The organism is Photobacterium ganghwense (genome assembly GCF_003025595.1).
In the GTDB taxonomy this organism is placed as follows: Bacteria; Pseudomonadota; Gammaproteobacteria; order Enterobacterales; family Vibrionaceae; genus Photobacterium; species Photobacterium ganghwense.
Genome location: NZ_PYMI01000004.1, coordinates 457,062 through 480,632, shown reverse-complemented (window position 1 = coordinate 480,632; position 23,571 = coordinate 457,062). Strand labels below are relative to the sequence as shown.

General features: G+C 49.3%; 21 protein-coding genes and 1 pseudogene. 13 read left to right on the top strand and 9 right to left on the bottom strand.

Going from position 1 to position 23,571, the window contains the following annotated elements:
- Window positions 1–217: 217 nt before the first annotated feature.
- Window positions 218–1,156: a TAXI family TRAP transporter solute-binding subunit gene (locus tag C9I92_RS16555; protein WP_047886087.1), complete on the top strand. Its 939-nt coding sequence runs from the start codon at window positions 218–220 to the stop codon at window positions 1,154–1,156.
- Between the two features lie 15 nt (window positions 1,157–1,171).
- Window positions 1,172–3,073: a TRAP transporter permease gene (locus tag C9I92_RS16550; RefSeq protein WP_047886086.1), complete on the top strand. Its 1,902-nt coding sequence runs from the start codon at window positions 1,172–1,174 to the stop codon at window positions 3,071–3,073.
- 95 nt (window positions 3,074–3,168) lie between these two features.
- On the opposite strand, the gene C9I92_RS16545 is transcribed toward C9I92_RS16550, so the two are convergent.
- A complete protein-coding gene (locus tag C9I92_RS16545; RefSeq protein WP_047886085.1) occupies window positions 3,169–4,074 on the bottom strand; it encodes a LysR family transcriptional regulator in 906 nt (301 codons plus the stop codon).
- A 295-nt stretch (window positions 4,075–4,369) separates the two neighbouring features.
- Between C9I92_RS16545 and leuE the strand changes: the two genes are divergently transcribed.
- Window positions 4,370–5,011 (top strand): leucine efflux protein LeuE, encoded by a 642-nt coding sequence (gene leuE / locus C9I92_RS16540; RefSeq protein ID WP_047886084.1) that lies wholly within the window; start codon window positions 4,370–4,372, stop codon window positions 5,009–5,011.
- Between the two features lie 326 nt (window positions 5,012–5,337).
- A complete protein-coding gene (locus C9I92_RS16535) occupies window positions 5,338–6,435 on the top strand; it encodes a YdcF family protein (protein ID WP_047886083.1) in 1,098 nt (365 codons plus the stop codon).
- Between the two features lie 168 nt (window positions 6,436–6,603).
- Here C9I92_RS16535 and C9I92_RS16530 read toward each other — a convergent pair whose 3' ends face one another.
- From C9I92_RS16530 to C9I92_RS16520, 3 genes are all read right to left on the bottom strand, one after another.
- The gene (locus C9I92_RS16530; RefSeq protein WP_047886082.1) at window positions 6,604–7,899 is read right to left on the bottom strand and encodes an alpha/beta fold hydrolase; all 1,296 of its coding nucleotides are present in this window, start codon (window positions 7,897–7,899) and stop codon (window positions 6,604–6,606) included.
- A gap of 59 nt (window positions 7,900–7,958) precedes the next feature.
- A complete protein-coding gene (locus C9I92_RS16525; RefSeq protein ID WP_047886081.1) occupies window positions 7,959–9,596 on the bottom strand; it encodes a hypothetical protein in 1,638 nt (545 codons plus the stop codon).
- 259 nt (window positions 9,597–9,855) lie between these two features.
- Entirely contained in the window at window positions 9,856–10,779 is a 924-nt protein-coding gene (locus tag C9I92_RS16520; protein WP_047886080.1) for a M14 family metallopeptidase, read from the bottom strand.
- Window positions 10,780–11,037: 258 nt separating this feature from the next.
- Here C9I92_RS16520 and C9I92_RS16515 point away from each other — a divergent pair, with 258 nt between their 5' ends.
- Window positions 11,038–11,442 carry an NUDIX hydrolase gene (locus C9I92_RS16515; RefSeq protein ID WP_047886079.1) on the top strand — a complete coding sequence of 135 codons (405 nt, stop codon included), beginning with the start codon at window positions 11,038–11,040 and terminating at the stop codon, window positions 11,440–11,442.
- A 7-nt stretch (window positions 11,443–11,449) separates the two neighbouring features.
- On the opposite strand, the gene C9I92_RS16510 is transcribed toward C9I92_RS16515, so the two are convergent.
- Together C9I92_RS16510 and C9I92_RS16505 are read right to left on the bottom strand one after the other, a co-directional pair.
- Entirely contained in the window at window positions 11,450–12,052 is a 603-nt protein-coding gene (locus C9I92_RS16510) for a GNAT family N-acetyltransferase (RefSeq protein ID WP_047886078.1), read from the bottom strand.
- 201 nt (window positions 12,053–12,253) lie between these two features.
- On the bottom strand, window positions 12,254–12,688 hold the full coding sequence (locus tag C9I92_RS16505) for a MarR family winged helix-turn-helix transcriptional regulator (RefSeq protein WP_047886077.1): 435 nt from the start codon (window positions 12,686–12,688) through the stop codon (window positions 12,254–12,256).
- A gap of 483 nt (window positions 12,689–13,171) precedes the next feature.
- Here C9I92_RS16505 and C9I92_RS16500 point away from each other — a divergent pair, with 483 nt between their 5' ends.
- From C9I92_RS16500 to C9I92_RS16480, 5 genes are all read left to right on the top strand, one after another.
- Window positions 13,172–13,990: a siderophore-interacting protein gene (locus C9I92_RS16500; RefSeq protein ID WP_053061887.1), complete on the top strand. Its 819-nt coding sequence runs from the start codon at window positions 13,172–13,174 to the stop codon at window positions 13,988–13,990.
- Window positions 13,991–14,255: 265 nt separating this feature from the next.
- Window positions 14,256–15,704, top strand: coding sequence for an NAD-dependent succinate-semialdehyde dehydrogenase (locus C9I92_RS16495; RefSeq protein WP_047886076.1), 1,449 nt, complete (start codon window positions 14,256–14,258; stop codon window positions 15,702–15,704).
- A 149-nt stretch (window positions 15,705–15,853) separates the two neighbouring features.
- Entirely contained in the window at window positions 15,854–16,387 is a 534-nt protein-coding gene (gene mog / locus C9I92_RS16490) for a molybdopterin adenylyltransferase (protein ID WP_047886075.1), read from the top strand.
- A 124-nt stretch (window positions 16,388–16,511) separates the two neighbouring features.
- Entirely contained in the window at window positions 16,512–17,279 is a 768-nt protein-coding gene (locus C9I92_RS16485) for a lipid-binding SYLF domain-containing protein (protein ID WP_047886074.1), read from the top strand.
- Between the two features lie 301 nt (window positions 17,280–17,580).
- Window positions 17,581–17,853, top strand: coding sequence for a hypothetical protein (locus C9I92_RS16480; protein WP_047886073.1), 273 nt, complete (start codon window positions 17,581–17,583; stop codon window positions 17,851–17,853).
- A 684-nt stretch (window positions 17,854–18,537) separates the two neighbouring features.
- Here C9I92_RS16480 and lhgO read toward each other — a convergent pair.
- Window positions 18,538–19,734: pseudogene (gene lhgO / locus C9I92_RS16475) on the bottom strand (L-2-hydroxyglutarate oxidase); the annotation flags it as partial.
- Window positions 19,735–20,286: 552 nt separating this feature from the next.
- Between lhgO and C9I92_RS16470 the strand changes: the two are divergent.
- The gene (locus tag C9I92_RS16470) at window positions 20,287–20,487 is read left to right on the top strand and encodes a hypothetical protein (protein ID WP_047886072.1); all 201 of its coding nucleotides are present in this window, start codon (window positions 20,287–20,289) and stop codon (window positions 20,485–20,487) included.
- Between the two features lie 167 nt (window positions 20,488–20,654).
- On the opposite strand, the gene C9I92_RS16465 is transcribed toward C9I92_RS16470, so the two are convergent.
- Window positions 20,655–21,608 (bottom strand): hypothetical protein, encoded by a 954-nt coding sequence (locus C9I92_RS16465; protein WP_047886071.1) that lies wholly within the window; start codon window positions 21,606–21,608, stop codon window positions 20,655–20,657.
- Window positions 21,609–21,762: 154 nt separating this feature from the next.
- Here C9I92_RS16465 and C9I92_RS16460 point away from each other — a divergent pair, with 154 nt between their 5' ends.
- Window positions 21,763–21,978, top strand: a complete 216-nt coding sequence (locus tag C9I92_RS16460; RefSeq protein ID WP_047886070.1) for a TIGR02450 family Trp-rich protein — start codon at window positions 21,763–21,765, stop codon at window positions 21,976–21,978.
- A gap of 41 nt (window positions 21,979–22,019) precedes the next feature.
- Complete coding sequence (locus C9I92_RS16455; RefSeq protein ID WP_084712618.1) at window positions 22,020–22,676, top strand: GNAT family N-acetyltransferase; 657 nt, start codon at window positions 22,020–22,022, stop codon at window positions 22,674–22,676.
- On the opposite strand, the gene C9I92_RS16450 is transcribed toward C9I92_RS16455, so the two are convergent.
- Window positions 22,614–23,561, bottom strand: coding sequence for a CorA family divalent cation transporter (locus tag C9I92_RS16450; RefSeq protein WP_047886069.1), 948 nt, complete (start codon window positions 23,559–23,561; stop codon window positions 22,614–22,616). The two genes, C9I92_RS16455 and C9I92_RS16450, sit on opposite strands and share 63 nt — an antisense overlap.
- Between the last annotated feature and the right edge of the window lie 10 nt (window positions 23,562–23,571).

The window sequence follows — 23,571 nt, the reverse complement described above, 5'->3', positions numbered from 1 at the left end:
GTGTGAATTCGGTATTTTCTTGCATGCCATTTTGAGCCGGATTATCCACAAAATCGATTTTTATTATCTGTTTAGCGTATTGAAAGAGGCGTTTTGCAGATTTTATTGCACCGAGTTTATTAAGAGGGTTCTCAAAAGCCATGATGATAGATTGCACGTTGGTTAATAATGTGTAAAGAATTTGGGGTTTGATGCAGATCAATAACGTGAGGATAGAATGAAAAAAACAATAAAAACGCTGGTGGCACTGGGCCTGTGTGGCGTAATGAACATGGCTCATGCTGAAAATTTCACGATTGGAACCGGTAGCCAGAGCGGTACGTATTACCCTTATGGTGGCCTACTGGCAAAACTGTGGAGTGAAAATCTGCCGGATTTTAATATGCGGGTAGAGGTCACGGCTGCTTCAGTGGAAAACACCATTAAAGTGGTGCAGGACAAGCAACTGGTGGGCTTCGCCATGGGAGATGTCGTTATTCAGGCCCAGAACGGTGAAAAGCCATTTCCGAGAAAACTGGACGTCGCGGTTTTAACAGCCCTGTACCCGAATGTGGTTCAGTTTGTTGTTCCGGCAGATTCGGACATTCATACCCTTGCCGATCTGAAAGGGAAAAAAGTTTCTCTGGGCGCACCGGGTTCGGGCACCCGAGTGAGCGCAAGAAGCATTTTGGCGGCGTTGGGAGTTGATGAATCCAGTATGACGGTGCAGTCACTGAACTTTTCTGCGACCACAGAAGCGCTTGCGAATGGCCAGATTGATGCGGGTGTTTTTGTCGGCAGTTCCGGTTTAGGAGCGATCACGGAATTGGCGTTAACCCGGGATATCCGAATTCTGAATTTCACGGATCAGGATATGGCCACCATTTCCAAATCCCTGCCTGCTTATCAGTCCGTAACGATTCAACCGGGTGTGTATAACGGGGTCGGCGAGTTTACAGCTCCTGCGGTGTGGAACGTGCTGGTGGTGAATCAGCGTATGGATGATAAGTTGGCCTATGACATGACTAAAGTTATCTTTGAAAACTCAAAAGCGCTCAACAACGCCCTGAGTGTTGCCAAATTCACCACAGTCGAAAATATGAATCAGTTAAGCCAGGTTCCATTGCATCCCGGCTCGAAGAAATATTTTCAAGAGCAGTTGCAGCACAACGAATAAAAGGCAGAGCAGGGAATGAGTAAGAGTAGAAACTGGAATGTTCTGGTGACTGAGCGGCTAATTGGGTTAGCCGCCGTCGCTGCCGTGGCATTGTCGGCTTTCCAAATCTGGCAGGGTGTAACTGCTACACTGGCGGCACCGATATTTCGCCCAATTCATATCAGTTGGGTGCTGGTTTTGATTTTTCTGGTTAAACCGGCTTTTCATCAACGGCACCACACGGGCCTGTATCTGTCTGGTCGACTGGCGGATTTGGCCTGTATTGTGCTGACCATCTGGGCGACCTGGCATATTAGTGTGTTTGATTATGACGACATGAGCTTTTTGCTGGATGGTTTATCGTCCAGTGACAAAGTGGCCGGAGTCATTATCCTGCTTGCCCTGCTGGAAGCGACCCGGCGTACAGTTGGTGCGGTCATGTCCTGCCTGGCAATCTTGTTCATTCTGTATGCGCTATTTGGTTCCTTGCTGCCGGACGCCATTGCCAGTAAAAGCTTCAGCATTGAAGAGATGATTCGTTTTCATATCTTTTCCACGAATGGTGTTTACGGTGCACCGCTCGGTATTGCTGCCGGCGTAGTGTTCACGTTTGTATTGTTTGGGGCATTTTTACAGGTATCGGGCGCGGGTCAGTTTTTTATTGATTGTGCCTTTGCTCTGGCCGGTAAATACCGGGGTGGTCCCGCCAAAGCCAGCGTGCTGGCTTCCGCTGCACTGGGATCAATTTCCGGTTCTGCCATTGCCAATACGGTGACAACCGGTTCGCTTACCATCCCGATGATGAAAAAGCTGGGATACAAGCCAGAGCAGGCCGCCGGTATTGAAGCCGCCGCCTCAACGGGCGGGCAGATTATGCCGCCTGTGATGGGCGCCGGGGCATTTGTGATGGCCCAGTTTACCGGTATCGCTTACTCGGACATTTTGCTGGTTTCCATCGTACCGGCAGCCCTGTATTTCTTGTCATCTTTGCTCTACATCCACCTGATGGCGTGTAAGCTTGGGCTGCAGGGCATGACACAGACCGAAAAGATCAAAACGGTACTGGTGCGTGGCTGGCACTTCCTGGCACCGCTGATTTTTATCACTATTTTGCTGATGATGAGCTACTCGCCTGTGTTAGTGGGGATTGCCGGATGTGCGTCGATCCTGGCTGCAGCGATGGTACGTAAATCCACCCGAGTCACGCTTCCGCTGATCCTCCAGGGGATGAAGGAAGGGGCGCTGATGGCTTTGCCGATTTCGGTAGCCTGTGCCTGTGCGGGGATTATTGTTGGTGTGATTGGCCAGACGGGGATTGGTCTGCAGTTTACCCAGTTCTTACTGGCGATGTCCGGTAACCAACTGTGGTCTGTGATGGGGCTTATCGCGCTGGCGGCGTTGATTCTGGGGATGGGACTTCCTGTGACGGCGGCCTATATCGTGCTGTCAGTGATGGCTGTCCCGGCGCTGATGGACTTGGGTGTGAGTTTGCTTGCCGCACATATGATTGTGTTCTGGTTGTCTCAGACATCCAATATCACGCCGCCTATTGCCCTTGCCGCTTTTGCTGGTGCGGGTATCGCTAATGCTTCCCCGATGAAATCAGCCGTGCAAGCCATGAAACTGGCGCAGGGATTCTTTTTGATTCCGGTGATGATGGCACACGGGCATCTTGTCTGGTTCAACGATTTTTCCACAGGAGCCTTTGTTCTTTCGGTGGTTTATACACTGGGGTTGATCGTTGCGTTTGCCGGGAGTATTGAGGGACGCCTGTTCAATCCGCTGTCATGGTTGTCGCGCGGCATTCTGTTTGTTTGTGCATTAGCCTTAGCATTTCTCGATTACGACCTGGTCAACATCGTGGCCTGCGTGGGCATTGCGGTTCTGACGCTACTCAATCAGATTCTGCCACGTCGTCAGGCTTTGAAAGTGAGTTAGGGGTAAGCGGTCACGTTGAATGGCGGTGTGTGCCTAAATGTGTAATGAGAGCGCCCCGGACAGGTAATGCTGCGGGGCATTTTTAATGGTGAGGGTTATGCCCTGATTGCCGCAGGACGAGAAGGGTGTTTGTGATACCACTCTTCCATGAATGCCATAAAGGTACGGGCGGCCTGCGATAAATAATGGCTACTTTTCCAGCCGATACCAAACTCGACTTTGATGGCGGGATTGAAGGGGACACAGACTAACGGGTCGTTGTCACTGATGATCAGATTCAGGCAAGTGCTGATTCCAACAGAGTTTCTGACCAGATCTTTGGCAAGTTCAATCAGGTTGGTTTCAAAGCGAAGGTCAGGCTTAACATGATATTTGCGACAGTAACGGCTGACGGCTTCACGCAGAAAATATCCTTCCCGGAACAATATCAGTGGCTGCTGGCAGAATTGCCCCAGCGTAATACTCGAGAGTTGGGCAAACGGGTGGTCTTCGTTCACACAGGCCATAATCTCTTCTGGACACAGTGCGACATACCTGAGTTGTTCTACGGGTTTGTCGGTCCGGACAAACGCAAGATCCAGTTCACCGTCCAGCAGCATCGTTTCGAGCGTGGCGGTACCATGCTCTTGCACATGAATGCGAATGTTGGGGTATTTCTGACTAAAGGCAGACAAAGCTGCCGGCAGGAAATAAGAGCCCAGCATTGCCGAAACGCCAAAATGGATTTCTCCGCGTTCCAACCCTTTCAGTTCTTCAATTTCCAACTCTGCCTGTTCAACATCTTCCAGAATTCGACGGGCATGAAACAGCAAACGACGACCATCGGAGGTTAACTGAACCTGCCGTTTGTTTCGGTTGATCAGTTTCAGGCCGGTCTCTTTCTCCAGTTTTTGCATGCTGACACTGAGTGCCGACTGAGCAATATCCAGTTGAGCCGCCGTTTTGGTGAAGTTACCGTTTTTTACCAGGGCAACAAAGTACTGCAGGCGCTTAATATCCATTTGTTTGAATGCTAACCACAAATGAGAATAGAGATACCAATCTAACTTTTTTAAAACGGGTTGCAACAGCAATTCAATATTATGAAGTCCGAAAGAGTGAAGACCGGAATATGATCACAGTTTCAGTGTGATGCTCGGCATAGCAACGATCACGAGATTCGAAAAAGCGCTCAAGCAAGCTTGACTGGCTTGCCCATCAAGAAAGAATACCTTGTCCATATAATGGATAGACTTTAAGCAGCATTTGCGATACAAATCCGTTATCGGATTGTTTGTTTTTTGTGGGTGAGGGAGCATGTTAGAAGCGTTTGGCGTTATCAATATTTGGACTTATTTAGCGGGATTGACCATGATTATTCTCGCCCCCGGCCCAAACTCTTTGTATGTGTTGAAATCGAGCTCAACGTATGGCGTAAAATCCGGTTATAAGGCGGCTTCGGCTGTGCTTGTTGGTGATGCAATACTGATTCTTCTTTCTTATCTTGGCATTGCCTCGCTGATTCAGGCATCACCCGTTCTTTTCACCGTTATTCGTTATTTGGGTGCCGCATACCTGCTGTATTTGGGAATCAAATTAATCCATCACTATTGGTTTAACCGAAATGTTGCGCAACAAGGGGAAGCGCTGCCGGTAAAACGGGAAAATGTGTTTGGTAAAGCACTGACATTGAGTTTGACCAATCCCAAGGCGATTCTTTTCTATGTGTCGTTTTTTATTCAGTTCATTGACTACACCTATGAACACACGTGGATTTCTTACCTTATCCTTGCGGCTATTTTACAAGTTTTCAGCATTGTTTATCTGAGCTTTTTGATTTTCCTCGGTTCATCACTGACTCAGGTGTTTCGTAATAATCAGTCGTTGTCGAAACTGGGTAATAGCCTGCTGGGACTGTTGTTTGTCGGATTTGCTGCACGTTTGGCGAGTTTAAGCTAGCGGTTCTGATTCGCTTAAACCGGCAGCCTGTTCTGCTCAACCTTATAAATTAAAAAATCTAACGGCCCTGGTGGCCGTTTTTTATTGCAAGGTATGGTGTGAAGGTCGTTAAAAAGGAGGTTGACCGTTATTTCTCATCGTTAATTTACTGTTGTTCTACGATGTGTCTGCACTCTTATTTTGTGATGAAAATTGATATTTTTAATAATTAATGGGTGGCGATACGGTGGCATTTGCTCTTTGTCACAGTTTTTTCGTTTTCTAAATATAGACTGCAAAAAAACAAGAGACATAAGTCGTATTTTTCTCCCCCGTAGGATTTCTTCATGAAAAAGAACATTATCGCCCTGGCCCTTGGTAGTGTCATCGCATTAAGCGCCGCCCCAGTTGTACTGGCAGAGAATTCTTCAGCCGTTCAAGCTACTGTTGAGCATGCCCAGTTTGTAACGAAACGGCAGGTTGTTGATCAGTTACTGGAAGACGCGGTAACGGCGTTTAAATCTCCGGCGCGGATTTCTCATGCGGGTTTTACCGCAAAAATGCCAAGTAACATGGAAATAGTCACAGACCGTTTGTTGGAGGCATATGCCTTAGAGCCGTACCGCACCGACCTGTTGATCTCAGCGGCAAATGCTCAGATCTATAACAAAAATGTCGACAGAGCGATTGAGTTGTTTGAACAAGCACTGACGGTTGCGCCGGATGATGTTGATTTACATGCGTACTTAGCGGTATGGCAGCGATACAAAGGCAACGATGCAGCAACGAAAGCGCACATGAAAACGTTGACCAAACTGAATGCTGGCAGAGCAGCGGACATTGAGCGTATTTTTTCAACGGTTGACCGCATTCTGGATACACCGCTTAAAGAGAAGGCTGAAAGTGGCGTACTTAAAGATAAAGGTGCCATTGTGACTTTAGGCTATGCGCTGAACCCTGACGGTTCAATGCATCAAATTCTGATTGAACGTCTGGAAACGACTTTAGCGATGGCAAAAGCTAACCCGGACGCGCTGATTGTGCTGACGGGCGGGGTACCGAAAAATCATAAAACCGAAGGTAAGTTGATGGCAGATTGGCTGATTGCTAAAGGCGTTAGCAAAGACCGTCTAATCGAGGAAAACTACGCCACCAGCACAGTGGATAATGCCCTGTTTAGCAGCTATGCACTGGCACGGCATGGTATTAAGCACGCAACTATCATCAGCTCAGCCAGCCATGTGCGTCGTGGCCAGGCGCTGTTTGAGATCGCAAGCTGGCAAACGGGCCCTCAGGGAATCACATTTGATACCGTTGCTTATCCGGACAAGCCGCTGAAAGAGTTGGCGAAAGCCAGTGACAGTGAATTGTTGGGCATCTACCGAGATGCGCTTCGTACCTACGGTATGTGGAGTTATCGTTCTTACCCGCTGGAGTCACGTTGATCGAAACGGGCTACAGCCGGTGAAAGATCTATTGAAGAACTTATAATAAAGAAAAGGCCACGTTGGTGGCCTTTTTCATGTCACTGAACCGTTCGAAATCGAGTCCTAAGCTGAATCAGGTCAGTGATCATATCGAACAGATATGGGCATTTTTCAGCCTGGCGATGCTTACTCGCGCGGCAGATTCGCGATAGCGTTACCCATTTCAATCAGCTTGTTCAGAATGGTTTCACCGTCCTGGCGCAGGCCGTTGTGCTCATACTCGTTGGTGATCCAAGCTTTGCTGTTTGGAATGCCGCGCAGGGTTTCCAGCGAGTAATCCATCTCTACATACATATCTTCAGCGTAGACCGCACAGGTGACAGGGACGGTATTCTCTGCCAGAGCCTCAATATCATATAGAGCCGGCCAGTCTTGCTTAGTGGCCAGAATAGCGGCGGCATCTTTAAGCGGTGTCAGGCAGGCAAACTGATCAAACATCCACGGAAAGACCATCTCACCGGTAAACAGGAAAGGTTTGCCTGACGCGTAATGGAACTGCGGATAGCTGTCCCGGACACGGTGTGCAGACCAGTTTGAGGCGCTCTGCTGACAATATATGGACTCATGCAAAATCGCGTAAATCGGATTGGTCTGATACGACTGCTCTGCCAGCATAGCATTGAGGAAGCTATAGCTGAGTGTCTCTTGCCCGCTTGCTGTGACAAACGCGTCTTCCAGCAGGTAGTACATGGGCAGATTGGCGTGGCTGCGGCCAAGGTTAATGCCAATCATCTGGAACTGCTCAACAGTAAATCGCTGGCCGTTAGGAAGTCGAACATCATTATTTAGCAGAAAATCGGCAATTTTTCGGCACTGCTCCTGTGCCTGTGGGAACTGGGTGAAGAAGGCATTGTTTTTATCCAGAACACGTTGGTAGGTTGCCTGATACACATCATCAGCATGGCGGCTCAGAGACGGCACGCCACCGGTCAGGTACGCGCGGCTCAGGCTGTGCGGATAAAATGACAGATAGGTCAGTGAACAGAATCCGCCAAAACTTTGTCCCAGAATCGCCCACTGTTTCACGCCCAGCGATTCACGGATTGCTTCTGCGTCGCGCACAATATTGTCAGCACGAAAATGCGACAAATACTCAGCCTGATCTGGTGCAGACAGATGGGCCAGGGTTTGGTGGCTGATGACCCTACTGTTGCCGGTACCTCGTTGATCTAACAGCAGCACCCGGTATTCCTGCAGGGCACGTTTCAGCCAGCCTGATCGGCTGTCAGGACGTGGAGACGGAAAACCCGGACCACCTTGCAAATACACCAGCCATGGTAAATCCGCATCCTGCCGCGCTAAATCAACCACCTCGCGTGCAAAGACTGAGATACGGCGGCCTTGTGGCTGATTGTAATCGAGTGGAAGCTCAAAAGTGTGCTGGCGATAGAGTAAATCACCATCAATGAAGGAAGTTTGCACGCGTTTCTCCTTTTACTTGTGAAAACAACAGGCTGATTGTGTGTTGAATGACGGCTATCCTACCGCAACCCGGTCTGAAAAGCAGTAGGATTTCCATGGCGGTAGGAAAGCAGCGATTCAAACATCCGGGCGTCATCAAAGTGGCGCATCCCGATGAAAGCCGTAGCATGGTGACCCCATTGGCGCATCATGCCGGGAGAGGGAATACCAAACGGCCATAAATAGCTTTTTTCCAGTCGTTCGCTGGCCAGCAGCCAGCCATTTTCATCAAACAAGCTTTTATGAGAGCCTGTTTGAATCAGAGAGTCCGGAACGGGCAAATTGCGTAGCTGATGATAGGCAAGGGGGGCTAGGTGGACTGGAGCGGGTGCCGAAAGGTGCTCGACGTCTGGGTTAGTCTGCCGGTACTGCCAGTCTACATGTTTGATCATGTGCTCACTATGTGACAGTGTCACTGATAAGTGCTGCGTAACTTTAGGTAATGTCTCGGAGAGCAGCACCGAACGCCTGATAGGAACTTCTGTACCGGGTTGAGTCTCAACAAAGGTGAGAGCGTCGTTAAGGTTAAAGACCATATGGTAACAGCCGCAATGGTGAATGCTGTCTAGCACTAAGGGTTCCCCCTGTTGATTAAGTGTCAGCCTGAGCAGTATTGCGTCAAATGGTCCGGCGTAAGGATCCACCGGGCGTCGGGGGGTACGACGAGGAAACCAGAGGCTGTAATGCAGTTGTAGGAGAATCTGCTGGTGGAAACGGGTGTAACTGTGTCCCAGGTAAACCGCAGGTCGGTTGGTGGCGACTTCGGGTTGCGGGGTAGTGAAATAGCCAACGGTGCCGGGGCGATCATCATCCGACAGGGTGTCGATACGAATGTCCGGCGCATAATAGTGGGTCAAGCGCTGAATTTGTTGCTGACTAAGTTGCGGCCAGTTCAGGGAGGACGTGGTCTGGGCCTCGGCAAACCATTGTTGGATGGTCGCATGATTCAAGCGGTTATCATTGTCATCAAGTAGTTGATAGATGATGACTTTTTCTTCCCCCGGAGGTCTGTTTGAGGCGGGGGAGTGGTCTGTCTCCCTAGCGTAAGCCGTATCGAAACCGGCTTTGATACGGGCCTGCTCTTTGAGGATGCTGGAATGGGCGAATCGGGCCGCCACCGGATAAACCCCAAGAATACGCAGCCAGGGCTCGTAATCTGAGGGGATGGGAGGTGCGGATGAGCGAATGTGATCCCAAAATTCGTCCTTTTTCGATGCGCGTAATGATAAGTTTATCGCCGCTTGGGTAAGCGAATCAGCGCAGCTATCTAGTTGGTTGAGATCAAAGGTGTGCTTAGCCTTTGCGGTAAAGAGATTCGTGAATGAATGATTCGCGACCAGATTACGGAACTCCGCATGTCGTTGTTCTTTCGAGAGCCGTGCGGTATAGGTCAGCCACTGTTCTTTGTCTTTTTGCGTTTTGACGTCCAGTAATACGGACTGGCTGAAGCGATCGAAAGCCAGAAATGGGATGGCGTCAGTCGTCACCACTTGGGCATCCTGCACCTTTTGGCGCCGTACTTCGCGTTTGAAATCGCTCAGCAAGTGATGACAGCTGACCAGCTTGGGTTCGCCAAGGTCGCTAAGCCGTTCAACCGGAGACTGGGTCGCACAGGCAAGCAGGCTAAACAGCAAAATGGCAGAAATCAGCGAGCGCATGGTTTGTCATCCGGTCTGTGTTGTTCTCTGGTTTGTCGTGGCAACGCGGTCAGGTGATAACAAGGTCTATTTGCAGATAAATCTTAGAACAAGATGAGTGACTGCAAGTTCGCAGCTTCGTGACATTACGGGTTTATTGTACGGGTTTATTGGACAGCAGCAAAACGGCTCAGCAGATAATGCTAAATCAGAGTATCTTCAATCCGATCATCATGCCGACAATCAAGATTAAAACTGAGCCGTCAGGTTATACCGCGAGTTACTTCATTTGCGCGATGACGTAGTTCAGGCCGCCGACAATGGCTGCAACCTGAGCATCATTACACTCTTGCGGTGTGACTTTCTCACTGTCCGGATACACCTCGGTTGTGGTGCCGTACGTGCAGTCAGACAGACCGTTACAGAGACTCAGTGCTTTCAGCGGGTAGTTAATCACCCCTTCCTGGACCACAGGGCTGCCAATAATGTTGCCGTCCTGATCTGGCGGTGCGATATGCGTAACCTGACGCACCGAGTCAATGATGGCTTGCTGGAAGTCAGGCTGCGGGTTTTCAGTATCACCTACAGTATAAAAACCGTCTGGCACGCTGTCTTCAATGTATGCTTTACCATCACGGGCAGCCAGTGCAGGGCGGAATTCTTCTTCATCGGTATCTGTGGTTTCGTGCAGATCGATGTGAACAAGAATCTCGGTCCCCAGCTCTTTCACCATCTTCATCAATGATGCAGATTCTTCTGCCGGGCTGTCTTCGTAGAACGAACGGTTGGGATCAATGGCTTTCGGGTTCCAGCGATTGATGGTCTCGTAGCCCCAAGGACTGACACAAGGCGCTACAACAATGTTGAAATGCTGGGTGTAGTTCTCGGCTTCTTGAGCCAGAAACTGCAGGGCACCGTGTACACCGCTGGTTTCATACCCGTGAACACCGCCAGTCACTAAAACCGTCGGTTTGCTTTCATCCCATTGACGGGTTTTAAGGGCAAACAGCGGATATTTTTCCGGGTTGTAACTGAGGGCGCCATATTGGAAAAGATCGAAACGCTTTTCCAGCGCATGAATTTTGCTTACGACTTCTTCCTGATATGAGCGTTTGATGGTGACCTGCTCAAACCATTGTTGTTTTTCCTTGTCGCCCCATGGCTGCCCTGGTGTGCCGATAGGGTATGAATGCGAACTTTTCATTATTGGCCTTATCTTGTGTGGGTTGATCCTTTGAGCACAGGATAATTGACTAAGATATCGGAAGCAAACTTTACCCATAGCCGTAACAGTCTGCGATCTTTCGTTTAACGCTGACCGGTATCCGATTGTCGCGATTGTGGAATCTTTTTTGACTCTGCCCGTTACACTCATTATTTTGTGAGGAAAACTCAGACATGATTCAGCTGAAACATCACTGATTTCATACTGATATCTTATCCCGAACAAGGAGTGTAGCTATTGAACGTTCATGAATGTGTGTCTTTTCTGCTGATTGATCAGCAGCAGGTTTTGCTGGAAACCCGCTCGATGGAGAAAGCTTGTGATCCGGGATTGATTTGTATTCCCGGCGGCCATATGGAAAGCGGGGAGAAGCAACTCGACACTCTGTTTCGAGAACTGGAAGAAGAGTTGGCGGTGAAGCCGGAATCGTACCGGTATTTGTGTTCGCTGTACCACCCGACATCAGAACTTCAACTGATTCACTACTACGTTGTTGATGCCTGGTCGGGCGACATGAAGGCACTGGAAGCGGATGAAGTGAACTGGTATGCCATAGACAACGCGCCTGTCAGTATTGATGCTGACAGAATCGCGCTGTCTGAGTATCAGCGACTTGCTGCAACCTTTAGCCAGAGGAAATAGCCTGTACTCAGCGGTGAGAAGACAGTTTGTGCGTCAGGTGGTTACGAACGCCTGGCCATTCTTGATCGATGATGGAAAAGATAACCGTATCGCGATAGGAACCGTCTTTCATTTTCTGGTGATTACGCAGTACACCGTCTTGCTTGGCACCTAAACGGGCAATCGCGGTTCGGGACTGCTGATTATGCCAGTGTGTGCAAAAGACAACGGAGATTGCCTCAAGCTGCTCAAAAGCGTGTTTCAGCAGTAACAATTTACATTCAGTATTGACAGAAGAACGTTGGAAACGCTTTGCATACCAGGTGTAGCCGATCTCGACCCGGTGATTGATTAAATCGGCATTGCAGAAACGGGTCGAACCAATGATCTGATTTGTCGACTTTTCAATCACGACGAAGGGCAGGGCCACGCCGTTTTGTTTGTCTGTAAGCGCTTTATCTATGTACTGGTTGACCGACACTTGATTCGGTACGCTGGTGTACCATAACGTCCACAACTCGCCATCAGAGGCGGCCGAGACAAGTGCATCGGCATGCTCAGGTTGCAGTGGTATCAGTTTGACTGTCTCGGACTCAAGTTCGATGTCCTGAAGCCATTTGTTGTCTCTCATCTGTGTATCATCCCTTTTTACTGTGAAGTCCTTTATTCAGGCAGCATGCACCGAATATTCGCTCATGCTGTCAGGTATTCAAAAACGGCGTGACGAAAATACTGCCCAGTATACTCGATTCCTTCCTGTTGTGTGAGTGTATGTGCATATGTGGCGCTAGAGACAACCGGACGTGTAACCTACGCCTGCACGCCTGCTGAATTATCCGTCGTCTCGCTGCAAGTTCTCAACCATTCGCGCAGATATTCGCTTGAAAGCGTCGATGTCTTGCGTACTCAGCCCTTCGCACATTTGTTTATCCAATTGTTTTTCGGCGAGGTGGATCTTGTTCATCAGCGCATGTCCATCATCGGTAAACGTCAGAATCTGGCTGCGTTTGTCGGCTGGATTCGGGTGCTTCTCAATCAGTGACATAGTGATCAGTTCTTTGACTAGCCGGGCAATTTGCCCTTTGTCTCGATGCATGATGCTGACTATGTGGTTGGCCGTACAGTCTGGTATCGTGGCAATGATCCTGAGGCACTGGGCATGCATGCCGTTCAAACCTAAGGCTTTTGCATTTATTGCCTGGCGGATATTCAGTCGATATCCACGGGAGAGGGCCATGACGACATCAGGCAGGGACTGATTGCTCATAGGGGCTCCTGAGTAATGTGAACACATAATATGGTTGACAATATCAACCAAAAGTCAATATAGTTGATTTTATCAACCAAGTGCCGACGGGACAACAGTCTTCCAGGGCGATTTGTCAGAAATGGATGCCTGATGGGGGCGTTCTCTGTGAATGATGACAAAGGTGACTGAATTCATACTGCCCGTTTCCGTGTTGTTTAAACCACTAAATTGCTTTCTCCACCCAAAAGCATACTGCGAATTTTATAGACAGGTCTTTACAGCAGCGACGTTCATCAGAGCGGATATATCAGAGCTTGTGACTAAGAGCTTGTTTATAAGATCTCACATACAAGAGCTCATATATAAGAGCTCATACATAAGAGCTCATATATAAGAGCTTAGCGGTTCCAGAGGGTAGGTTTGCTGAACATAGTGGGGGCAGCTTAAGCGCAACATGACACAGCATACTCAGAATGCTCGACAGGTTCCTCAGGAGAGAAAATGAAGCAAGCTACGTATACATCACAAGTTTCTGATTCAGGACAACCCGCCGCCACTCCGCGCCGCCCTCGTGCACGACTGGCCGAAGTGGTTAACGTGGAATCATTGTCTCCCCACTTGCAGCGCATCACGGTGGCGGGCGAGGCATTGCACACGCTCCCGGCCGGTGAAGAAGGCGGGTATGTGAAAGTGATTTTACCTGATCCCGGTTGTGATGAACTGGAGCTGGATCTTGGCCGTACACCGCGTCCGACCATGCGCTCTTACACGATTCAGGCGTTTGATCCTGAAACCACTGAGTTGGTGCTCGATTTTGTCGTTAACCGCCATCAGGGACCGGCAACGAACTGGGCCAAGACGGCAAAGCCGGGAGATAAAGTCGGCATTGCCGGACCGGGACCGAAAAAGCTGGATATCTGGGACGCGCCTCGCTACGTGTTACTGGGTGATCTTACCTCCCTGAATGCAGTGGCTGCTTACAGTCAGCGTATTTCGCCGTTAGCAAGCATTGATGCCGTGATCATCGTGCCGCATGAAGAAGACAAGGTGGCATTAGAAGTGTCGGCGAATACCCGGTTACATTGGGTATTGGAAAACCAGGAAAATGTACTTGTGGAGACGGTAAGAGGTTTCCGGGAATCTTTAACAACCGACACGGTTGTGTTCATGGGGCTCGAAGCGCGAGAAATACGACCGCTACGGAATCTGTTTCAGGACGAGATTGGTGTTCCCCGGCATCAGATGTTTGCGGTGGGTTACTGGAAACGCGGTGTGGATGCCGATCGGTTTGGTATGGAAAAACAGGCTAATCCGTTATAACCGAGCAGAGCAACATTCAATGACAAGATTTGACTGAAAGAACGGCAGAGGTGAGCTGCCAAAGAGGATGTGTACGGGATTGTATGGAATGGTATGTGGCTGGGTAAATCGTCGGCGTTATTGTTTGTAAATTGCTTAAGGTTGAACCAATTTTTGTAACCGTGGTTCGGTTTACATAATCCCTGAGAATAATCCGGTTCAAACTCCGAGAAATTCCTTTTATGCTTGTCGTATAACGATTTTTCAAACCATGAAGGTATATATCGTGAAACTCAATGATACCAGCTTGCTAAAACAAGCCTGCCTGGTGGCAGGCAACTGGGTGACGGCTCTGGATGAAGCCACTATGCCAGTGATTAACCCGTCAACCGGCAAGGTCATAGCCCACGTTCCGGTGCTGGGCAAGGATGAAACCCTGTCGGCCATTCATGCTGCTGAAAAAGCGATGGTAACCTGGAAAAAAACATTAGCCAAAGAGCGCACTGCCGTTTTGCGTAAATGGTTCGATCTGATCGTCGAAAATACCGATGATCTGGCCACGATTCTGACTGCAGAGCAAGGTAAACCGTTCAATGAAGCTAAGGGTGAAATCGCCTATGCCGCTAGCTTTATTGAGTGGTTTGCGGAAGAAGCTAAGCGTGCCTATGGTGAGATCGTTCCAAGTCACAAGCCTAATTCCCGAATTCTCGTCAGCAAAGAGCCTGTCGGGGTTGTCGGGGCGATCACTCCTTGGAACTTTCCGGCCGCAATGATCACCCGTAAATGCGGCCCGGCTTTTGCGGCAGGTTGTGCCGTGGTTCTGAAACCGGCGCCGGATACCCCTCTGACCGCGCTGGCACTGGCTGAGCTTGCCTCGCGCGCAGGTATTCCTGCCGGGTTGTTCAGCGTGTTGACCGGTGATGCGAAAGCCATCGGTGGCGCACTGACTGAGAGCAAAGTCGTGAAGAAGATATCGTTCACCGGGTCGACGGCTGTTGGTAAATTGCTGATGGAGCAATCTGCCGCGACGGTGAAAAAAATGGCTCTTGAGCTTGGTGGTAACGCACCGTTTATTGTGTGTGACGATGCGGATCTGGATGCGGCAGTTGAAGGGGTGATGATTGCCAAATTCCGCAACGCGGGGCAAACCTGTGTCTGTGCTAACCGGATCTATGTGCAGGATCGCGTTTATGACGCATTTACCCAGAAGCTGGTGGAAAAAGTCAAAGCCTTGAAAGTGGCGGATGGTTTTGATCCGGATGCGAAAATTGGCCCACTGATTAATCAGGCTGCTGTCGAAAAAGTGCAGAGCCATATTGATGATGCGTTGGCAAAAGGCGCCACATTGGCCTTTGGTGAGCCGCAGCCGGAAGGCACCAATTTCTTCCCGCCCCAGGTCATAACGGATGCGACAGATGATATGCGCATTGCCAGTGAAGAGACCTTCGGCCCGGTCGCTGCATTGTTCCGTTTCAGCGATGATGACGAGGTGATTCGCCGTGCCAACCATACCGACTCAGGGTTGGCCTCGTACGCTTATACTCAGTCACTGTCCCGCGCGTTTACATTCAGTGAACGGCTGGAATACGGCATGGTTGGCATCAACGAAGGGCTAATCTCGACCGAAGTAGCACCGTTTGGCGGCATAAAGGAATCCGGGCTGGGCCGTGAGGGCGCACGTCAGGGGCTTGAAGACTTTATGGATACCAAATACACCCTGATGGGTGGCCTGTAACTCATTGGTATTAAAGTCGCCATTTGCAGAGGGAAAGTGTTTATCCCTCTGCCAATATTCCTTACACTTAGGAATTGTTTGATATTACGGTCAGTGCTTGCTGGCCGTTTTTACAGGAAACTGAATAGGCACAGCCTGAGGAATCACGCATGACAAAAGCAAAAATCGGTATTGTAACGGTAAGTGACCGAGCCAGTGCGGGCGTTTACGAGGACATTTCGGGCAAGGCAATCATTGATACGCTGAGTGAGTATCTTGTCTCTGAATGGGAACCGGTTTACGAAGTGATTCCAGACGAGCAGGACGTTATTGAAGCCACGTTGATCAAGATGGCTGATGAACTAGACTGTAGTTTAATCGTGACTACTGGTGGTACTGGCCCTGCGAAACGTGACGTGACACCGGAAGCGACCGAAGCGGTGTGTGACCGAATGATGCCTGGTTTCGGTGAACTGATGCGAGCTGAGTCGCTGAAATTCGTACCGACGGCAATTTTGTCCCGCCAGACTGCGGGACTGCGTGGCGACAGCCTGATCGTCAACCTGCCGGGTAAACCAAAGTCGATTCGTGAGTGCCTGGATGCCGTATTCCCGGCTATTCCTTACTGTATTGACCTGATGGAAGGGCCATGCCTGGAATGTAACGAAGAGGTCATCAAGCCTTTCCGTCCGAAACAAAAGTAACAAGGTTTCCCGAAAGCCAGGCGTAATGCCTGGCTTTTTTGTCTGGATCCCCAAAAACACTTTGGGTATCCGTGAAATTCTGGCCGGGTGTACGCATTCTTTATCTTCGCCCTGGGGAGGAAACATGAAAATGATACCTATCGCATTAACGGTGATTCTGGCGACGGCTCCGGCTTATGCCAGTTGGGAAGAAATCAAAAAATCGGCGTCTGAGCTGGGAGAAAAAGTCAGCGAAGGCTCCAAAAAAGCCTGGGATAATGTGGCCGATTTCTCAAAAGAGACCTGGGATTCTGTGTCTGAGTGGGGAAAAGATGCCTACAACACCGCGGGTGAGTGGACAGATGAATCGGTGAAGAAGAGTAAAGAGTGGCTGGATGTTGCAGATGCCAAACTTGATGACATGTTGGAACCGGAAACGCCGGAAGAAGCACGCCTGGCGTTAGATACGATGTCTGATACTGCGCTGGTCAGGCTGTTTAACGAGCAACCGTCAGCAAAATTGTTGTTTGATCAGGCTTATGGTTACGCCGTGTTTGATTCTCGTAAGTTTTCACTCTTGCTTCATACCGACCAAGGGGCAGGGGTCGCGGTTAATCGCGAAACTGATGAACGTACGTACATGAAAATGTTTGGAGCCGGTCTCGCTGCCGGGCTGGGCGGCAAGTTTTATCAGCAAGTCATTTTGTTCGAAGATAAAGCGACGTTTGAAAATTTCGTGAAAGATGGCTGGGAAGCGACCTCTGAAGTGAGTGCCGTAGCGGGGGATGAGAGTAAAGGGATGACCGCGAAATACAACGGTGGTATGGCCATTTATCAAATCGGTGAAAAAGGGTTACTGCTGAACGCCAGTATTTCCGGATCGCGCTATTGGGTTGATGAAACCCTGATGTAATAAAACACGCGTCTGTTAGTCTTTTCTTTCCTGTCTGAATATCTGTACCCATCTTGGCGCGGTACAGATATTCCTCCTCAAAAAAATGAGGACAATGTCAAAATTCTTCCGAAAAATTTAATCCCTGCCTGCATTAGTCGTTACATCCATATAGAGTGTTCTTCATAATTTTATCAATTGCTGTTGTGGTAGCCGCGTCTGTCGGATTAATGGCTGAAGTCACCTTGCCTTCTTTATATTTTCTCGCTGCCATTAGTCTGTTCGACGCACGACTTCTCCAAGATGTAAAAAGGAGCCTGAAATGAATTTCAAACGGACATGGGGATATATTTCTTTGTTGCTGGGATTGGTGTCACTGATGTGTGGTGGCGTCGCGTTTGCCGGATTACTGGGCAGCAGCCATGTGATCGTGGAAGTCGGTGATGTGATGATGAAAGGCGGCGCCGATGCGCTGGCGCAGGTCTCACCGGAACAAACCGTTGCAGAAATGAAAAGCAAGTATCAGATGATTGTCTCTGCGGGTGGAATTCTGTTCTTTGTCGGTGCCTGGATGATGCGGGATCAGTGGGACTGAGTAAAACCCGTGTTTGTTCCTTAATGATGTTTATCCTGGGATGCGGCACATAAAAAAAACGCCTGTCAATTCCCAGACAGGCGCAGCAATAAATCGATTAAGGAACAACATATTTGAAGCACGCGAATCATACGTTTCGATCAAAAAATGCGCAACGATCACTTTTGTAAAACTTGCTGATATTTTGTTAAATCCTTTCTGGGTCAAAGAACTATGTTTCGATTTTTTTCTCAGCAGATAAGCTCGTTCCAACGCCGCGTTCTAGCCTGATTTCTCTTCAGCCCTCATCCCTACGATTGTGCGCAATGTGCTTTTGTCATGTTATTGGCCTTGAAAAGACAGCCGATCGGGCTATCTCTTTGGGCCTCTGTTGGTGACGGTGTGGGCTGTGTCATTTATCTGCCGAGCCGAGCCGAGCCGAGCCGAGCCGAGCCGAGCCGAGAAGCCGTGGTCAATAATCGTTAAGGGTTACGATGACGCAGGGACTGACGCCGACTTTTTCTGAGTGTCTTCCTGGGATTCCAAAGCGTTTTGCTTTTGGCTTTGCTCTTGGCTTTGGTCAGGGTCAGAGGCGGAACTGCGGTGTTGATTGTGTTTAGCATACGGATCAGTTGTACTGTCTGAATCAGGTTTTGAACCTGCCTGCTGTGTGTGAGACGTGGTATCGGGCTGCTGCACAGTTAAAATCTTATCGCACAAATAGCGACCAATCGGGATGGCTGACGTTGCAGCCGGAGAGGGAGCGTTACAGACATGCAAGCTACGAGGGCTCTCGGCGAACAGAAAATCATGCACCAGAGTACCGTCACTCAATACTGCCTGAGCACGGATACCCGCCGGATAGGGTTGTAAATCTTTCGTCGTCAGTTGCGGGCAGTATTTATTGACCAGGTTGAGGTAACCCGGTTTCCACCAGGAATTTTTGGTTTCTGTCAGACCGGTTTTCAGGTGTTTCGCCGTGACCTTCCAGAAACCTTTGAAACGCACCATGTCAGTAATATCCCGCGCGCTTACGTTCAACGTCCCATACCCTTCCCGTTTCCAGCCTTGAACGGCATTCGGCCCGACAGTGACGGAGCCATCAATCATGCGGGTTAAGTGGACGCCTAAAAACGGCAGTTCAGGATCCGGGATAGGGTAAATCAGGTGGTTCACAATCTTGTTGTGTTGTGGTGCCAGGCGGTAGTACTCACCGCGATAGGGGATAATCTGAAAATCAGTATCCAGCCCCAGCATCCGGGTGATTCGATCTGCCATTAATCCGGCACAGCTGATGAGAAAGCGGGTACGTAGCATAAATGGCTGCCCATCGCTTTTACAGCCAACCTGAATCGTTTCCGGAGATTCGTGCAGCGATATCACTTCACTCCGCCGGGCGATACGCCCGCCAAGGCTTACGAATGCTTCAGCCATTTTTTGAGTGACCAGACGGTAGTCGACAATACCGGTCGCCGCTACAAAAATTGCGCCTAATCCGGTAATGTTTGGTTCGCGGGACTTGAGCGTCGCCTCATCCAATTTTTCTACGTCAATGCCGTTTTCCAGGCAGCGTTCGTACAGAGCATCCATCCTTGCCAACTCGTCGGTATTGGTCGCAACCAGTAACTTGCCGCACACCTCTACCGGGATGTTATGCTGTCGGCAAAAAGCTTTGGTTGCTTGCTCGCCTTCTTTACAGAATGTGGCTTTCAGGCTGCCGGGCGCATAATAGACCCCGGCATGGATGACTCCGCTGTTATGTCCGGTCTGATGGCGGGCGAGAGTATCCTCTTTTTCGACCACCAGAATACGTTTATCCGGGCAGCGTTGCTGCAGTTGCCACGCGGTGGAGATACCGACGATCCCGCCGCCGATAATGATGTAATCGTAAATCTGTTCCATAGTTATCCTTCTTTGTCAGCAGTAGTTGTAAGACATAACATTATGAATTTGCTTTAGATACTGCCGAAACCTGTGAGGCATCATGCCGTCGGGTGATAAAAAATAGTGTGATAAAGACAGCAACTCAGGCGATTCTGATCACCAGCCCGATTCCGATCAGTAGTAACGCTGTGGTCGACATGTTGCGGTCTCCCTGAAACTCTCTAAAATCCTTAATATATTCTGCTGCTTAGACTTTACTGAAGGTCTTTTCCGTGAGTTTTTTTATTGTGATGAGTCAGGCGGTAAAGCGTGGAAAACGATGAGGAAACTGTGAGAAATCTAACAGCCGATAGTTGAATAAATAGACTGGGATCAGTCTGTGACTATGGTCGTATTGCAATACGGGGATATCAGGTTATGGGCTTAGCTCAGCATGTGGTGGGTGCTTGGTCATTGTCCGGAAAATGTATGTCCAGACATAAATTGTTACAGCATCATGGCAGGTCACACCAAGGCCGCACATACTCAAAATAGCCCGCTAAGGATTATCCGGTATGGGGGAATGCGGCCATGTTAAGAAATCTGAACGATAGTCATCTGTACAAGCTGTTCATTGTGATTTCACTGTATTTTGTGTTGTTTTATAGCGGTTACCTTCTGTTTCATAACAGTCAGTACGGAGAGATGTTGCTGTATATCTTTGTGGTTGCCACGGTTGCCGTTGCCTCGGTATTACTGATGGTACTGTACAAATTGCGCCGTAAACACTGAGAGGGAACCCGAAATGGAGCACAGGAGAAGCACTGAGAAGACGCTCAGAGATGATGTGCTTAAGAGTGAAGTGTGAACGGAACAAGTTATTATGACGCACGAAAAAGGGCCCGGAGGCCCTTCAGGTTATGCGAAGATAGAATTCAAACAATATTGAAATCAGAATCTTAGAATGCGTTGTTAAGAGTATAACCAGTGAGTTCCAGTACTGCCGATTGCTGACGGCTGGCGTTAGTTTCTACGGCTTTAACAATTCCGATGGCTGGGTGGACCCAGATGGCCATGCCTTCGAGATTGTCATTGGCAAACTGACCAAATTCGATCTCATCGCCATCAAAAAGTCGACATTTGCCTTCAATCCGGTCGATAACATGCATTTTCATCGTCTCGATGCCTTTACCATTCACCATCACGACCTCTGTGCTGTTGTTCTCAACTTGCAGAGTGCGGGTCACATCGAGCGTTGAACAAGTATTAATAGCGGCGGTTTCACTGTTATCAATCTCTTTATCTTCCATAAAATCAATAACTTCTGCTCGGGTCATTGCGCTGAGATCCATGTGGAACACTTCGCGACCACTTTCAGCCAGTTGTTTTGCGGCTTCGCTGGTGGCAGGAAACTCCGGCAGGGCCCAAGGCTGGCGGAATAAAGAGGTATTGTCCAGGAATGTCAGGAAGCGACCATTTTCAATTCGGGCCCCAAAATGAGTGTCACGTTCCTTTTCTTGTGTCAGTTCGGCGTTGTTGTAATCGATGCTGGTCACTTCAAACAAATCGGTCCCGAGCCCCTGGTTTTCCAGCTCGTTTAACACGCCAATGCCTGCTACCTCATCAGCCGCTAGCTTGCGATATACCTCTTTGAAAAATATGGTATTATCTGGCTTTGTAGTGTCAGTGGACTGCGGTGGAAACGCCGAACTGTACTCGCTCACCCGGTACTGTAAAGAAGCCAGTGTCGCCGCGTCGAAGGCGGCGCCCTTAAAGGCGACATCGATGGTGGCTTCCGGTTTGACTGGAGGCGGGGGTGTGATTTTTCCCGGCTCAGACGGCTGACCGGAGCCCCCGCCGCCGCAGGCTGTAAGTGAAATAGCAAGAGAAAGTGCGATAACGGTTTTGTTCATGACATTGCTCTGAAAAATATGCGTATAAGAATAGGATGAGCGATTGCAACAGAGATTTAAAAAACACCTAGCAATTGAGGTGGATTGTAATGGCTCGGCATTGTCGTTTTTGTATTGATGTGTATGGCGATGTCAGTGATGAGAGGAAACAGCGATGAACCGTATTCACCCTAAAGCCTTGTACGGCAGCAAATGGACCAAGGTGGAAGTCAGTGACAAAGAGCGCCACTTCATGGTGATTGACGTGGAATTTGATGAGCACCAAAAGGTGACGCGCTGTGTAATTCAGGCTGTGATGAACCACCGTATGTGTGAAATCAACTGGCGGGAACTGAAAGACAGCAGCCAGTGGTTAATTGGATGGAAATAGCCCGTTTTTACTGAAGGCGGGTCAGGATGGAAGTGTAGACTATGAGCCCCTTTACTTTGCTCAAACAGGGAAGAACAATTCCCCTCGGTACTGAATATACAGCCCGTCTTATCCGTAGTGATGACGTGAATGACCTGATTGCGATGTTGGATAACCCGAACGTTGCGGAGTATCTGTTTTTCGCACCGGCACCAGAAGAAGTCTACCGGGCTTATTTTGAATCGATGATTACGGATACCGAGGAATCCATTGCAACGGCAACCTGGCCGGAAAGCCCGACAGTGATTGTGCGCGATCAGCAAGGGCGGTTCATGGGTATGGGCGGTCTGGCACAAGTCCTGATGCTGGAGGGCAATTATGACGTTGGTTATCAACTGCCGGAATACGCCTGGGGGAAAGGGATTGCGACCGCGCTGTGTCATTTTCTAACTACGCTGGGCTTTGAAGCACTCGGTGCACACAAGCTGGCAGCTGATTGTTACAGCCGAAATGTCGGCTCCTATAAAACTCTGGAAAAATGCGGGTATCTTAAGGAAGGCTGTTCTCCGGCGTATTACAAGCTGGAAAACGGGTTTGATGACCGCCTGTACTACGGTTTATCACAGGCGGACTATCACAATCTGAAACAGACGGTTTCAGATAAATTTCAGCATTCGCAGCACGAGTACCTCAAGCGCAATAGTGCCCATAAGACCTAATGTGAACCACAGGAAGGCATAAGGATTTTCAGTGCCAGGCATACCGGCAATGTTGACCCCCAGTAATCCGGTCAGGAAACCCGCAGGTAGGAAAATCCCGGCGACGACTGAAAACAGGTAGGTGTTTTTGTTCATGCGCTCTGATTGGTGCTGTGACAGGGCGATAAAGAATCCGTTGATTTGCTCAATGTAAAACTCCACCGATTCCAGGGTACGCTGAGCCACGTCGTTGCAGTTTTTCATGATCAACCGCTGTTCATGCAAGCAGGGTAGCTTGGCATTGAGCAGATCCTGCAGCGCGTACTGCTGAGGTTTCAGGTAGCGTCGGATCCGTTGCAAACGGTGTAAATTGTGGTTCAGGTTTTCGGCTTCCTTTTTCGCATTGCCGATGTTCAGAACATCCAGTTCATCAATTGTGTCTTCAATCGGATCCAGAAAGTTGGCAATCAGCTGGTGCACTTCCAGCAGCAAGGTGCTCAGAATGGCCGGTAAGGTCTTCGGTCCGCTGCCGGCTTTCAGCAGATCCAATACCATAGAAACTGCACGGGATGAGACTTTTCGGGTGCTGATCAGCATGCCTTTGTACCATAAAAAGCGCAGGCTCAGCATATCGTCGGGTTTGGCATCCTGATTTAAATTGATACCACGTACGATGATTAAGAAGACGTCCTCGTCGATTTTCTCAAAACGAGGGCGGGTGTCATTGGCCAGCAAAGTATGCACAAGAGGCACGGGAATTTGTAAGCTGGTCAGCCAGGCGGGCAAATCGGGGTGGTCACGCTGACAGTGAAACCAGATACCGGGCTTGAGCTGTGGGGAATCATCCTGATTCGGGGAGGGTGTCGATTGGGTAAAGTCCCAGCTCGCAATGATAAAGTCTTTCATAGTTCTTCCC